This window comes from Kocuria sp. KKT182 (genome assembly GCF_055635395.1).
This window is the reverse complement of record NZ_CM145757.1, coordinates 555772-568333: the sequence shown is the minus strand read 5'-3', so window position 1 is coordinate 568333 and position 12562 is coordinate 555772. Positions and strand designations below refer to the sequence as shown.

The 12562-nt window shown below is 67.0% G+C and carries 12 protein-coding genes and 1 tRNA gene; 7 read left to right on the top strand and 6 right to left on the bottom strand.

Annotation, left to right across the window (positions count from 1 at the left end; translation table 11 throughout):
• Positions 1-385: 385 nt before the first annotated feature.
• The 3 genes from ACZ2G1_RS02495 (at position 386) to ACZ2G1_RS02485 (ending at position 1754) form a co-directional block, all read left to right on the top strand.
• Positions 386-883, top strand: coding sequence for a hypothetical protein (locus tag ACZ2G1_RS02495; RefSeq protein WP_126346321.1), 498 nt, complete (start codon positions 386-388; stop codon positions 881-883).
• A 163-nt stretch (positions 884-1046) separates the two neighbouring features.
• Positions 1047-1496: a hypothetical protein gene (locus tag ACZ2G1_RS02490; RefSeq protein ID WP_109269358.1), complete on the top strand. Its 450-nt coding sequence runs from the start codon at positions 1047-1049 to the stop codon at positions 1494-1496.
• A gap of 30 nt (positions 1497-1526) precedes the next feature.
• The gene (locus tag ACZ2G1_RS02485; protein ID WP_470377429.1) at positions 1527-1754 is read left to right on the top strand and encodes a hypothetical protein; all 228 of its coding nucleotides are present in this window, start codon (positions 1527-1529) and stop codon (positions 1752-1754) included.
• Between the two features lie 105 nt (positions 1755-1859).
• Here the strand turns inward: ACZ2G1_RS02485 and ACZ2G1_RS02480 are convergent, their stop codons facing one another.
• The 4 genes from ACZ2G1_RS02480 to ACZ2G1_RS02465 form a co-directional block, all read right to left on the bottom strand.
• Complete coding sequence (locus ACZ2G1_RS02480; protein ID WP_126346322.1) at positions 1860-2426, bottom strand: hypothetical protein; 567 nt, start codon at positions 2424-2426, stop codon at positions 1860-1862.
• Positions 2427-2496: 70 nt separating this feature from the next.
• Positions 2497-3597 (bottom strand): IS30 family transposase, encoded by a 1101-nt coding sequence (locus ACZ2G1_RS02475; RefSeq protein ID WP_255219435.1) that lies wholly within the window; start codon positions 3595-3597, stop codon positions 2497-2499.
• Positions 3598-4101: 504 nt separating this feature from the next.
• The gene (locus ACZ2G1_RS02470) at positions 4102-5310 is read right to left on the bottom strand and encodes a heparan-alpha-glucosaminide N-acetyltransferase domain-containing protein (protein ID WP_470377428.1); all 1209 of its coding nucleotides are present in this window, start codon (positions 5308-5310) and stop codon (positions 4102-4104) included.
• A gap of 187 nt (positions 5311-5497) precedes the next feature.
• The gene (locus ACZ2G1_RS02465; protein WP_095651130.1) at positions 5498-6091 is read right to left on the bottom strand and encodes a recombinase family protein; all 594 of its coding nucleotides are present in this window, start codon (positions 6089-6091) and stop codon (positions 5498-5500) included.
• Positions 6092-7049: 958 nt separating this feature from the next.
• Here ACZ2G1_RS02465 and ACZ2G1_RS02460 point away from each other — a divergent pair.
• A complete protein-coding gene (locus ACZ2G1_RS02460) occupies positions 7050-7463 on the top strand; it encodes a hypothetical protein (RefSeq protein WP_126346323.1) in 414 nt (137 codons plus the stop codon).
• 230 nt (positions 7464-7693) lie between these two features.
• Positions 7694-8116: a hypothetical protein gene (locus tag ACZ2G1_RS02455; RefSeq protein ID WP_095651125.1), complete on the top strand. Its 423-nt coding sequence runs from the start codon at positions 7694-7696 to the stop codon at positions 8114-8116.
• A 491-nt stretch (positions 8117-8607) separates the two neighbouring features.
• Here the strand turns inward: ACZ2G1_RS02455 and ACZ2G1_RS02450 are convergent, their stop codons facing one another.
• Positions 8608-9534: an alpha/beta hydrolase gene (locus ACZ2G1_RS02450; protein WP_158279225.1), complete on the bottom strand. Its 927-nt coding sequence runs from the start codon at positions 9532-9534 to the stop codon at positions 8608-8610.
• A gap of 272 nt (positions 9535-9806) precedes the next feature.
• Here ACZ2G1_RS02450 and ACZ2G1_RS02445 point away from each other — a divergent pair, with 272 nt between their 5' ends.
• Together ACZ2G1_RS02445 and ACZ2G1_RS02440 are read left to right on the top strand one after the other, a co-directional pair.
• Positions 9807-11033 carry an IS110 family RNA-guided transposase gene (locus ACZ2G1_RS02445; RefSeq protein ID WP_058857733.1) on the top strand — a complete coding sequence of 409 codons (1227 nt, stop codon included), beginning with the start codon at positions 9807-9809 and terminating at the stop codon, positions 11031-11033.
• 405 nt (positions 11034-11438) lie between these two features.
• Complete coding sequence (locus ACZ2G1_RS02440; protein WP_426119297.1) at positions 11439-11915, top strand: VOC family protein; 477 nt, start codon at positions 11439-11441, stop codon at positions 11913-11915.
• 297 nt (positions 11916-12212) lie between these two features.
• Here ACZ2G1_RS02440 and ACZ2G1_RS02435 read toward each other — a convergent pair.
• Positions 12213-12298, bottom strand: a tRNA-Leu gene (locus ACZ2G1_RS02435).
• Positions 12299-12562 lie beyond the last annotated feature (264 nt).

Here is a 12562-nt window from a genome sequence, read left to right as displayed (position 1 = left end):
ACCTGCGTCCGCAACGGGAACCAGCGCGGCGGGCATATGAACCCCCGCTGCAACGCCGAACTTCCGAGAAGTGATTGGTAGCCAGCCATATTTAGAGAGGCGACGGCGCCCTCCTGACCGTCTGGTTCGCCGCCGGCGCGGCAACTGTGGCCTCAGCTTGGAAGCACGACGAGCTCGCCGCTGTGCGCTCTGCGGCCGGCCCTCCGGTGAGGAATCCGCCCGACTGCGGAGGCTGGCCCCCTCTTCTGTGTCGAGACGTCCGGCTGTGCCAGGCGGTAGCTTCGGCACCATGGACCAGGACGGGCGTACGAAGGAGGGGGCGTCTCCACAGGTCGACAGCACCCCGATCCCCTCGGCTTTGCGGGTTCTTCGGGGCAGCCTCTGGGTGGGTGCTCTGTTGGTGGTCGGTCTGCCGTTGCTGGTCTGGTGGCAGTTCGGAGTCCTGCGCGAGGACCAACGCGGCCTGTGGACCTCGGCCGTGTCCCTGGCCTACATCCTGCTGGTGAACTCGGTCTCCCGGCGCACGCACGTACCGGGTCCGCGTCCCACCCAGTACGTGGCCCGTGATCGGGTGGGGTGGATCCTCGGCAGTGCCTCCTCGACCGTCACCGTGCCGCAGGACCCCCAGTTGCGGGCCGCCGCTGGCGCGGTGGCCATCTGGCGGATCGAACTCGCGGCGTTCGTCTTTTATGCCGCGGTGGCGTTCGCCCTCACCGGGGTGCTGCGCTGGTCGTCCTTCTGGGGGTTCATCGCCGGGCTGCTGACCGTGTTCGCCCTCGTTCTCATCAGCAGGGCCCGCCGCAGCTGGGTCTTCCTCACCCTCCTACACGCCGAGGAACGACCCCACGATCCCGGCCGGGGGCACGGACTTCGCCGTGGCTGAGCCCATTAGGGATTGTGAGAGGACTCCGCGCCCGTGACGGACATTGCGGCCCTGCTGGCGGTGGCCCACTTCATCCACGAGGGGAGAACCGATGAACGAGCACGCATCTGAGCACCCACGGCCACCGGTTGCCCCGCGCCCCGGGCCGAGGGCGGTGCTGTGGTTGGGTCTGCGCATCCTGCTGTGGGCGGTGGTGCTGGCGCTGGCTTTCGCCGCGGGCCTGTGGCTGATCATCGTCACCGCCCCCAAGGGTGGAGGGGCCGTGATCGGTGCCCCTCTCGTCGCCATGCTCGGGCCGTTGCTGCTCAGCGTCCCCTGGGCTCTCGTGCGCGGCTGGCGTGAGGGGCACCGGGTGGAGACGTATGCGTTCTGGCCGGCCGCCTACCTGCTGGCCGCGTTGCTGGGCACCCCGGTGCTGGTGTGGAACAACGGCTGGTTCACCCCGGGAGCCCTGCCGCCCGGACAGGCCCTGCGCGACATCGCCGGCACGGTCGTCTTCCTGAGCGTGTTGGCGCTGCTGGCATCAGCGGTCGTTGCTGGCGCCGCCGCAGCGGCAGCGGCCACTGCACGCTGGGTCCGCCGGCGGCACGCCACGTCTCAAGCCCACCCCTGAAGCTGACAGGGAAACCCGACAGGAGGCACCATGGCCACCGGAAAAGCTCCGATCAGCGGCACCCCCGCGATCGCCTGTGGCCTCCTGGCGGCGACCACCGTGATGATCACCGTCGTCAGCGGAAGCTCTTGGAACACCGTGGTGAGTGCTCTGACCACTTTCGCGATGTTCGTCATCGTGTGGCGAGGAATGAAGAAACAAGACCGGGAGTACCAAGAGCGCTTGGAACGCCTGAAGCAGCGCTTGAGAGACGAATAGCGCTCCCTCCAGATCAAGAACCGCACATCCAAGGCGGCGGACCCCGTAGATCATCGAAACCGCGGCAGCCTCCGCGACGCTCCTCGTATCGCACTGCTTCCTCAACTACTGACGCTGAAACTGCTGCCCGCCGGGTCGTGCCTGAGCGTGCAGCACCGTGAGATAGATCAGGCTTCGGCGGAGCCGGAAGGCAGACACCAGCGCCATGCCTATCGGGGCACCGAGAAAGCTCGACCACGGCGCTTCCGGACGGATGAGCATGCCCAGGACGACTCCCAGGACGAAGAAGATGAGCACCACGAACATCTGGAGCTCGGTGCAGGCAACCGCCGCCGCGGTAGCCCGCACCCCCGGATCCACCGGCACCTCCCTGGTCTTGATGACCGACGAAAGCGCCCACTTCCACCGCTCCTGACTGACCCGCTTGTCCAGTCGAGGCTGCGACGGCTGCACGAGATACTGGACCAGCCCGGCCAACGCAAAGAGCAAGAAGACGACCAGGAACCACCATCCGTCCCCCGTTCCGCCAGGCAGGACCACAGCCACCAGCGGAGGACCGGCCACAGCGACCAAGGAAGCCGGTATGGAGCGCACTGCCAGCTGACCCACCGTCGGCGCTGCAGAGCCGTCCATCAGCCGGGCGTGAGCCCCCGCGTCGCCGCTACTCGTCACGCTCACGACGCTACCGGCCGGTTCGGGCGGGAACCACGACGCACAAAAGGGGAACGGCGGATTCTGGTGGTCATTGCAACAGCAGGTCGCCGATCACTTCGATCGGTTTCTGGAACTCTAGGCGTTTGCGGGGACGGTCGTTGAGCTCCTCGGCGACCGCGTCGAGCTCTGCGGCAGTGAACGCTGAGAGGTCGGCGCCTTTCGGGAAGTATTGGCGCAAAAGGCCGTTGGTGTTCTCGTTGATACCGCGTTGCCAGGGCGAGTGTGGGTCGCAGAAGAAGATCTCGATCCCGGCGTCCACCCGCACCTGCTTCCAGTCGCGCATTTCCGTGCCTTGATCCCAGGTCAGCGACCGTCGCAGCGCCTCCGGCAGTGTCTTGATCTTCGCGGCCAGCCCGTCACGGACCTGTTCGGGTTTGTAACCCTCGGGCAGGTGAACAAGCATCGTGTAGTTGGTGGTGCGTTCCACCAGGGTTCCGATGGCGCTCTGATTGTTCTTGCCAATGATCAGGTCACCCTCCCAATGGCCCGGCACTGCGCGGTCCTTGGCCTCAGCGGGCCGGTCGCTGATGTTGATCATGTCCGGGACCCGGTTCTTGCGTTGCCCGGCCTTGCGGCAGGGCCGGCGCACAGCTCGTCCGGTGCGCAGGTATCGGGTCAGCTCCTGTTTCAGGGCCCCACGGGACTGCACGTAGAGGGACTGGTAGATCGTCTCGGTCGACACCCACATCTCCGGCTTGTCGGGGAATTCTCGTCGCAGGCGCCCAGCGATCTGCTCCGGCGAATACTTCTTGGCGAGGTCTCTCACGACGATCGCACGCACCTCGGGATGGGTGTGCAGCTTCGCTGGCTTCGGGCGCGCTGCTCTTTCATAGGCCAGCACGTGCGCTGTCGTGGCCCGATAGCCGCCTTGGGCGGTGGCGTTACGTCGCAGCTCTCGAGAGATCGTCGACGGTGATCGGCCGATCGCCGCCCCGATCTGCCGCAAAGACTGTCCCTGAACGCGCAACAGGGCGATCTCCTCCCGCTCGGCGAAGCTCAGGCACCGGCCCTTGAGGTCGCGTCCGCGGCGTGGCCGCACCCCACCGGCCTCCTCCAGGACCCGGGCCCCGGTGCGCCGGCTTGTACGGATAGCTGCCACCGCCCCGGTGATGAACTCCCCGGCCTGCATCCGCTCCCAAAACACCTGGAGCAGATCCGGCCTGATCAAGATCGAGTACCCACCCACAACACCACCCCCAACGCTCAGTGTTGCAACCACCGCAAGAACCCGGGGAACCTCAACTGCACGTGCCGATGCCCATGCACCCGCGACGATTAGAAGCGTGATCGGTCCCTGTCGTTACGGGGCCGCCCAGGTGTGAGCATCCCGGACTCATTCAGCAGGAGTGCACCTCCTGCCGCGGGGAGAAAGAGGAGGGCGGGCAGCCATTCAGTAATGGCGAACAGGCCCAGTGCGAGAAGGAGAACGACGATCGCTGCGACTCGGACTTTGGTGTGCATGACATCACTTCCATTGAGTTCGCGAAGCCTAACATCGGCCTCCAGGCCCCCTTGCCACCCGACTCGCCGGGCGGAATCCCAGCGCAAGCAGGAACTTCTACCGCAGCACGGTTCGCCGCTAACCGGGCCCCAAGTAAAGCCTGGCGTAGTGGAGGTCTTCCCTGACTGGTGTTCACCTGTGGTGGGAGCGGTGGAGCACAGCACGGCGGGTCGCCTCCACGCTGGTGCTGACTACCCGCTCCAGCGGCCCCGGACCGAGTGTTGCTCGTTGCCAGGTCCGGGCAACCAGCGCTACGACTACCAAGGGCAGGAGGTACCACAGAGAAGGCTGGTCGTAGTGGGCCTGGAAGGACAGCGCCACCAGGTGGGCGGTGTACAGGGTAAGACCCATCGCGCCCAGTGCCGACAGCGGCAGCAACCACGCCCCGAACTTCCTGGTGGCCAGCAGCAAGCTCCCCAGCACCAGCAGTCCCACGCCCAGGCCGGCCGCGATCGTCCACGCGGTGCCAGTGGGCGCGGGAATGAGCGCCGGCCACCAGGGCGAGTCGGTGGGCAACACCTCCGGGCCCCACACCCGCACCTCCATGCTGGTCCGGTTGCTGGTCAGCAATCGGTCGTACCCGTCGAAGGCGTTGGACACCACGAAGGCCGCCTGGGCGCAGATCACCAGTAATGCTCCCACCACCAGCACCCGGACCTGGACCCCCGTGTCACGCAGTCGCATCCGCCCCAAGCCCAGCCCGACCAGCAGACAGGTCATGTACGACAGGATCGGGTGACTGCCGGTGAACAGCAGGTGGGAGATCCTGCCCTCGGCCCCGCTCACCCCGTCGACGGAGGTGGGGGTGGAGGGGGCATACGCGGGCATGACTTCGGTCATGGCCTGCATCAGCAGCGGGCCCACGATCCACATGAGTGCCGCGCAAACGAACAACGCCGTCGCCGACAGGTGCAGAAACGGAATCGCCAGCACGAGAAAAACCGCGTAGTAGATCAAGATGTTGTCCGCCGGGGCACCTTCGGGCATCAGTGCCCCGGCCCCCAGGCCTACAGCGGCCATGAGGATCGCCTGCACGGCCATCCCCATCCGATCAGCGGCCAGCCACCTGCCTCGGTGTGGAAATCGTCCCCCGGAGTCGAAGGCGAGTCCCACCCCGGCCAGCAGGACAAACAGTGCCACCGGAGCCCCCGACAGGAGCAGGCCCGACCAGGTCGACTCCTGGATCTCGTGGTCATCGGCGGGCATAAAAGGCACCGCCAGCAACCCGAGCAGCGCTAGCCCGCGGGCCGCGTCGATGCCGTCCCACCATCTCGAGGACCTGCGGGCACCGTCGGCGGCACCCGCCAGGGCGGGCCCCTCCGTTCTGGATGTCCAACTCATGATTGCCTCGATCTCCGGAGCGGACCCGGATTTACGGCCCCAGCCGCCGGGACCATCCTGTGCTCAGGATCTCTGCTGCACCTGTCGTTGCCGTTGCGAAAGCCTGTAGGTTCCATAAGATTCTGCGAACCCTACGGTGCACATCAACCTGACCTCCGCCGCATTCAAGTCGTTGACGACCGCTCGCTCACAAGGTGGTCGGCACCGGCAGCTCCCGGATCCGCCGGTAGAGCGTGGCGCGGGACATCCCAAGGTCCCGGGCGACCTGGGTCGCCGGCTCCCCGCCGTCGATCAGGCGCAGGGCGTTGCGGATCTGGGAGTCGGTGAAGGTCTGGGGCCGTCCGCCGAAGTCCTTGCCGGCGGCCCGACGCTTGGCCACCGAGTCGGTGATCCGCTCTCGCTTGATCTCCAGTTCCATTTGGACCAGCGCGGCCATGACGGTAAAGACCATGGAGCCCATCGGTGTCGCGGTGTCCACGTCTCCCCCACCGAGGTTGAGCACCCGCAGACCGGCACCCCTCCCCCGCAGCGCCTCGGCGAAGGTCAGCATGTTCTGCGTCGACCGGCCCAGGCGATCCAGCGTGGTAATCACCAATGTGTCGCCCTTCTCCAGCGCAACCACAGCACGGTCGAACTGCGGGCGTGACGCGCGTCCTCCAGACACTCCATGGTCGATGTAGACATCAGCGCGCCGCACGCCGGCGGCCAGGAGGTCATGCACTTGACAGTCTGCGTCCTGTTGCCGCGTCGAAACTCGCGCGTACCCAATCAGCTTGCCCACGTCCACCCATCTGTCTCGTAACTAACGTTGAGTACTCGATTTTTGGAGATCTTGATAAAGTACATAGATACGAGACATGCCCGACCGCGGAAACATGCGGACGCAAATTTTACCGACGAGACGTCTGGCATCCCATGCCGTGCGATCCACTGTCATCCTCAATCTTCAGGCTGCTCTGCTTGGTATCGGCAAGGTCATGGGTCGGATCGGTTCGCGGCCTGTGACTGTGGGGAGGAAGTGCTCCGACACCAAGCACGTCAGCCCCGTCCAGCGCCACATCCTCAAACCTCTCGCCAACGGCTACCGCCAGGACCACACTGTCTTCGTGGTGAAAGACATTTCCCACCCGTAAGGCCGGGCGCATGGCCCGGCCTTGCGCATGCCCGCGGGGATCCTCAATACACCCCCGAGAAGAGACGCCGCATCGGTCAGGAAGCCCCGCAGGGCATGCCCCCCTCGCAGGTCCCTTCCACACCATCGTCGCCTCGGACCCCATGGCCCTTCACGCGGCTCTGAATAGTGGCGCAAATGGGGACAACATGAAGATGGATCTTCTTCCTACTAGAGAGTAGGTTCGGGGTATCACGCAGGGCCGCCGGTCGGGGGGCCGGTCGGCCCGGCGTGGAGCACGCCAGGGAGGCCAGTCGGGGGGCTGGCTCCTCGGCGGTGATCATGCCGCCGCCTTGGTGGGCAGAAGTCCTGTGACCATGTGATCAGTCGTCGGGGGACGTCTCTTCTGCTTGCCAGGGCGCGGCAGCTCTCCTTCACGGTGACCGGGTCCAAGAACTCTTCGGTGGTGCACGTGGCCGGTCCCACAGGTCACGGACTGGGTCATCGAGGGGGCCGGCGCACCGGTAGGGACGGATGAGCCGCAGCAGGCAGTGGCCAACACGCCCCTGACGATGACCGTCCTGGTGAATCCACGACGTCCCTCCGGCCGCGACCGGAGGAGCAGCAGATGGACACTGAGCAACCCCGCCACACCTCAGGCGCCTCCACCCTGGGCCCAGCGGCCCGCGCCGCCGTCTTCCAGGCATTGCGCCCGGCGCTGGAGGCTCTCACTCTTGAGGCCGCCGCTGATCCCCGGCTCAGCGCCGAGGCACGACGTGTTCTGCGGGCCGTGGCCTGCACCGGAGCCGGGAACGCACTGGCCCTGGCTGATCTCGCCGCCCGATCCAGTACCCCCAAAATCCGTGTTCCCGTGGTGCTGACCGAGCTTGAGGGCCACGGATACCTCGATCGTCTGGCCCGCATCGCACCGCACCTGGCGGCAACCCTCCCGACACCAACCGCCCCCTCCTCTGCTGAGCTCCGCAACGTCACCCACGGCCGCGACGAAAGACCCGAACAGCAGACACACCCGGGGCCATGACACCGACCCAGCCCACCGGCGACCTCCAGCCAGGATCCGGACCAGGTGAGAGGCCTGGCATCCCCGGGCTTGAAAGGCGGCCTGCTGTCACATTGCTCAGCCTGCTTCCATAGTTGTCGGCCCCGTGCTTACCCTGGGCCATCACCATCGGGCCCCCCAGACTCGGGGATGCGACCGCGCCTCAGGCCGCCACCGCCAGACGATCCGTCACCTGCGAACAGGAAGAAGGCATGACCATCTCCGTCTCTGGGGCTCTGGCCGTTGAGCTGCACCCCCTCACTCCCACCCAGTGGGTTGCCACCTACTACCCCATGGTGGCCACTCCCGTGGGTCGCTGGGCCGAGGTCACCTGGGACCTGCACCAGCACCCGATGCCCGCCGCCTCCGTTCCGCGGGAGCCGGCACGGTGGCTCGAGGCGTGCAGCCCCGATCCCGAGCACCCCTGCTACGCCGGCCACCGGGAGTGGGCCGCCGAGCTGGCCGCCGGCTACGCAGCTGCACTGGCAGTCCACGACAGCGAGGCCGTCAAGGAACCCCTCTCGGCTCAGGAGGCGCAGCTGCTGGGCGAGGACACGTTCCTCGTGCCCGCCGGACAGCTCTCGGAGTGGGTGCTCGACGATCTCGACGGCGAAATCTCAAACGTCTGCGGCTGATCCTGTACACGGACCAGCCTTTCTCGCACCAGCCACCCACTCCGGAACACCCCTATTAGCAACCGCACATGGATGTGTCATGTTGTGAACCCCAACACACCCCCCGGAATTGCCGGACGGGGCGGGAGCGAGCATCGTGGCGTATCAGGGGGACAGGTGATCTGCATCAGACCATCCTCCAGCTTCTGGCGCGTCGACCGGCCGCACCGTGGTTCCGGGGGGATCCGAGGTGCTGGCCAGATGACTGGTCCGCGCAGAAGCAACTGGGGCGGGGTGGCCGGGGGGCCGCCCCGCCCCCGTCACACCCCGCCGCGGCGATCATAGGATCCGTCCCCGGCGGAAAGTCTCGCGTCCACGGCCTCAGGAGCGCGGGCGCCCTACGCACTCCACCCGATTCCGTCACCGACTACGGTGGTGCTGCCGCTGAGGTGCAAGGCAGAGGCGGGACGCCCAGCGCGGGGAAGCAGCACCGACTCGATCCCTCGGGGGTCTCAGTAGCGGTCACCGGGCCTCTCGCTGTCATGCAGCCACGAACTCAGAAACCGGGTCTGGATCGCGACGGAGCGCTCGAAGACGGGCTCGTGGTGATACAGCAGGCCGAAGTGCCCGCCTTCGAGCTCGTGCACCTCCTTGGGACCGCCCAGCGCGGCGAAGGCCTGCCTGGCCACGGCCGTCGTCGAGCCGGGCATCTCATCGTCACGGGCCAGCAGAAAACAGGTCGGGACCAGCACATGTTGGGCCCACAGCACCGGTAGCCACATCGGTTCCTCCGGGGCGGTGAGGACCACCTGGTTCTCCCACCCGGTGCCGAATCGCGCCCCGTACTCCAGGAACCACCGCAGCGCGGTCAACGGCTTCAGCGCCGAAGGCGCCGAGAGCTGGTCGGCGGAGACCACCGGCATCGGCCCGCGCCACCGCTCCGGCTCGGCCCGCACGGATCCGCCCAGGAGCCGGGCCCGCATTCCCCGATACAGGGCCCCGTCCGGGTCCGGCGGCGCCGGATGCCGGCCGCAGGCCGGCGTCTGAGCCACCACCGCGCGCACCCGCTCGTCCACGCAGGCCACCGCCAACACCTGGGCAGCGCTGTAGGAGTCCCCCCACAACGCCACCCGCTGGGGGTCCACCCGGTCACAAGCAGAGACGGCATCGAGGGCGTCCCGATAGCCCCGGGCCTGGATCCACGGATTGATCTCTCCTCGGGGCTCACCCCGACTTCGCCCCACACCTCGGTGGTCGTAGAGGAAAGCCGCGACACCGTGATCAGCGAACGCCTGGGCGTAGCGGTCAGCGACCATCCCGTGAGCAGTGGCGGAAAAGCCGTGAGCCATGACCACCACCGGCCCCGGCGCAGCCGCGGGAGGCAGGAACAAACGACCGGCCAGCACCGCACCCTCGGAACGAAAACGGATCTCCACCACAGCTGGCACCTCAACGCCCCCGTTACCTTCTTCCCAACTCCTCGGTCCGACAGGATGGAGGGGTGCTGACCGGCCGGTCCTCGGCATGATCGTTTGCCCCCAGTCATCCATGATCCGGGGGGTGTAGTCACCGAGGACCGGTCCGGTGATCGCGGATCGCTAATAGAGGCAGGGCCCGCTGGATTAGGGCCTTCGTAACGTGGATGCCGAGCGTGATCACCATCCGGCCGGCCAGCATGCTCGTACAGCAGCGGATGAGAAGGGGCCCGGCCATGTCAGAGCAACCACAACCGGCGGTGTTCGTCGGCCTCGACGTCGGCAAGTCCGACCACCACGCCGTGGCGGTGACGGCTGCGGGGAAGACGGTCTACGACAAGGCCCTGCCTAACGACGAGACCCGGCTGCGGGCCATCCTCACCGACCTGGCCGCGGCCCATGGGCCGGTGCTGATGGTCGTGGACCAGCCGGCCACGATCGGGGCGTTGCCGGTGGCCGTCGCCGAAGGCACCGATGGCGTACAGGTGGCCTACCTGCCCGGGCTGGCGATGCGCCGGATCGCCGATCTGCACCCGGGCACGGCCAAGACCGACGCCCGCGACGCACTGATCATCGCCGAGGCCGCCCGGACCATGCCGCACACCCTGCGTGACATCCAGGTCGATGAGGCCCAGATCGCCGAACTGGCCGTGCTGGCCGGCTTCGACGACGACCTCGCCACCCAGATCACCGCCACCTCCAACCGCCTACGGGGCATGCTCACCCAGATCCACCCCGCCCTGGAACGGGTCCTGGGATCGCGGGTGACCCACCCGGCGGTCGCCGATCTGCTCAGCCGCTACCCGACCCCGGCCAAGCTCGCCGCGGCCGGCAGGGGCCACGTGCGGGCAAGGCTCAAGAAGCACGCACCCCGGCTGGCCGAGACCCTCACCGAGGAAATCTTCGACGCTCTGGGGCAGCAGACCGTGGTCGTGGCCGGCACCGAGGCCGCCGCCACCGTCGTGCCGATCCTGGCCGGGCAGCTGGCCGGCCTGATCCACCAACGGGCCACGGTGGCCGCCCAGGTCGAGGCCCTCGTGGAGGCCCACCCTCTTTGCCCGGTCCTGACCTCGATGCCCGGGATAGGGGTCAGGACCGCCGCGAGAATCCTCACCGAGGTCGTCGGCAAGGACTTCCGAGATGCCGGGCATTTGGCCTCCTACGCCGGGATCGCCCCGGTCACCCGAAGGTCGGGAACCTCGATCCGCGGCGAGCACGCCGCCAAGGGCGGCAACAAACGCCTGAAGCGGGCACTGTTCCTCTCGGCCTTCGCCTCACTCAACCACCCACCCTCGAGGGCCTACTACGACCGGAAACGCGCCCAGGGCAAACGCCACAACCAGGCGATCATCGCCCTGGCCCGCCGACGGACCGACGTCCTGTTCGCCATGCTGCGCGACGGCACCCTCTACCAAGACCCCACCGAGCCCCAGAACACGTCACCGGTGGCCCTGGCCGCTTGACGGAAACCATAGAGGCACCCCCCCGATCCCCGCACATCCCAGAGCCAGACCACCAACCGCTGCAGGTCCACCGCCGTCACCCCGGCGCGACCGAGGCCCCAATGTGATGCTTCAAGCGTAGTGAGCCGGGCAATGGCATGTCCCGGCAGAGCCTGAGACGGGGGTCAGCAACCCACCACACCTCCCGCACCACCGGTCCCCGGAAGTCCGATCGCACCCCCAAGTGTCACGCAACCAAACTGCCTCATGTCGCATGGGTGACCGGTGGTTTCTCGCCATGGTTCCATCTGCTCAGTATTAGTACGGCGTCGACATTCGGGCCACCTCGAGTTTCTTCTGCACGAGGCGTCGTCATGTCTTCCCTGTACCTTCCCCAGGCCGGGCGCGGAAGCAGACAATCCCACCATGACTACTCTCACGCCCTGCCTGTGGTTCGACACCGAAGCCCAGGACGCAGCGAACTTCTATCTCACGGTGTTCCCCAACTCCCGGATCACCGACATCACCTACTACGGCGAGGCCGGGCCGCGGCCGGCCGAGATGGTGCTGACCGTGGAGTTCGAGCTCGACGGTCATCCGTTCACCGCGCTCAATGGCGGGCCCGAGTTCAGCTTCAGCGAAGCGGTGTCGTTCCAGATCGACTGCGCCGATCAGGCGGAGGTGGACCGGTACTGGGAAGCTCTCACCGCCGACGGCGGGCAGGAGAGCATGTGCGGGTGGCTCAAGGACAAGTACGGGCTGTCCTGGCAAATGGTGCCCCGCAGGCTCGTCGAGCTGCTGGCCGATCCCGATCCGGGCCGGGCGCAGCGGGTGATGGCCGCGATGTTGTCGATGCGCAAGCTCGTCATCGCCGACCTGGAGGCCGCCGCCGGCGTTTCCTGAAACACGGGGGCGCGCCTGGAACCGCCGAGCCCCCGTTGCGGCAGGCCAGGACGGCTCAGGGGGGAGCACGAGTCGGGGCGCCGGTCCTCATCGGCTCATGCGCCGCGGCAGGTGCCCATGGTCCACAGGTTGCCGCCGCCGTCGCGGATCGTGAACTGGGGGGAGCCGTGGTCGGTGTCCGTCAGCGGCTCGAGGACCTTCACCCGACCCCCCGCACACAGAAAAACACCCCGGACACACAAAAACACCCCGGACCACAGGTCCGGGGTGTTTCCGATGTCCTGAGACATCGCACTGTGCGCGAGGGGGGACTTGAACCCCCACCCTCTAATACGAGGACTAGCACCTCAAGCTAGCGCGTCTGCCTATTCCGCCACCCGCGCGAGTGGATCCAGGGCGAACGTGGTGCCGTTTCCGGACGTTCCTCCTGAACGCAACAGAAAATAAGGTACCACATGCGCGGCCGCCGTTCACATCGGCGCCGCTGTCCGGAGGAGCAGCGCGACCGCGCCGAAAATTTTGATGAAAACCCCTGAGTAAGTGCACTTCCGGCTTCCACCGCGCCCCGCCATGCGGTTGAATGGTGGCTGAGCATCTCCAGGATTCTCCAGCTGACCTGGGGCGATGCTCGTTCGAGGGTTGCGTTC

Bases quoted from the DNA above. Each gene is read 5' to 3' on its own strand.
- ACZ2G1_RS02485 (WP_470377429.1), top strand. From the start codon at position 1,527: ATGGCCACCGGAAAAGCTCCGATCAGCGGCACCCCCGCGATCGCCTGT.
- ACZ2G1_RS02475 (WP_255219435.1), bottom strand. From the start codon at position 3,597: ATGCAGGCCGGGGAGTTCATCACCGGGGCGGTGGCAGCTATCCGTACA.
- ACZ2G1_RS02470 (WP_470377428.1), bottom strand. From the start codon at position 5,310: ATGAGTTGGACATCCAGAACGGAGGGGCCCGCCCTGGCGGGTGCCGCC.
- ACZ2G1_RS02460 (WP_126346323.1), top strand. From the start codon at position 7,050: ATGGACACTGAGCAACCCCGCCACACCTCAGGCGCCTCCACCCTGGGC.
- ACZ2G1_RS02455 (WP_095651125.1), top strand. From the start codon at position 7,694: ATGACCATCTCCGTCTCTGGGGCTCTGGCCGTTGAGCTGCACCCCCTC.
- ACZ2G1_RS02445 (WP_058857733.1), top strand. From the start codon at position 9,807: ATGTCAGAGCAACCACAACCGGCGGTGTTCGTCGGCCTCGACGTCGGC.
- ACZ2G1_RS02440 (WP_426119297.1), top strand. From the start codon at position 11,439: ATGACTACTCTCACGCCCTGCCTGTGGTTCGACACCGAAGCCCAGGAC.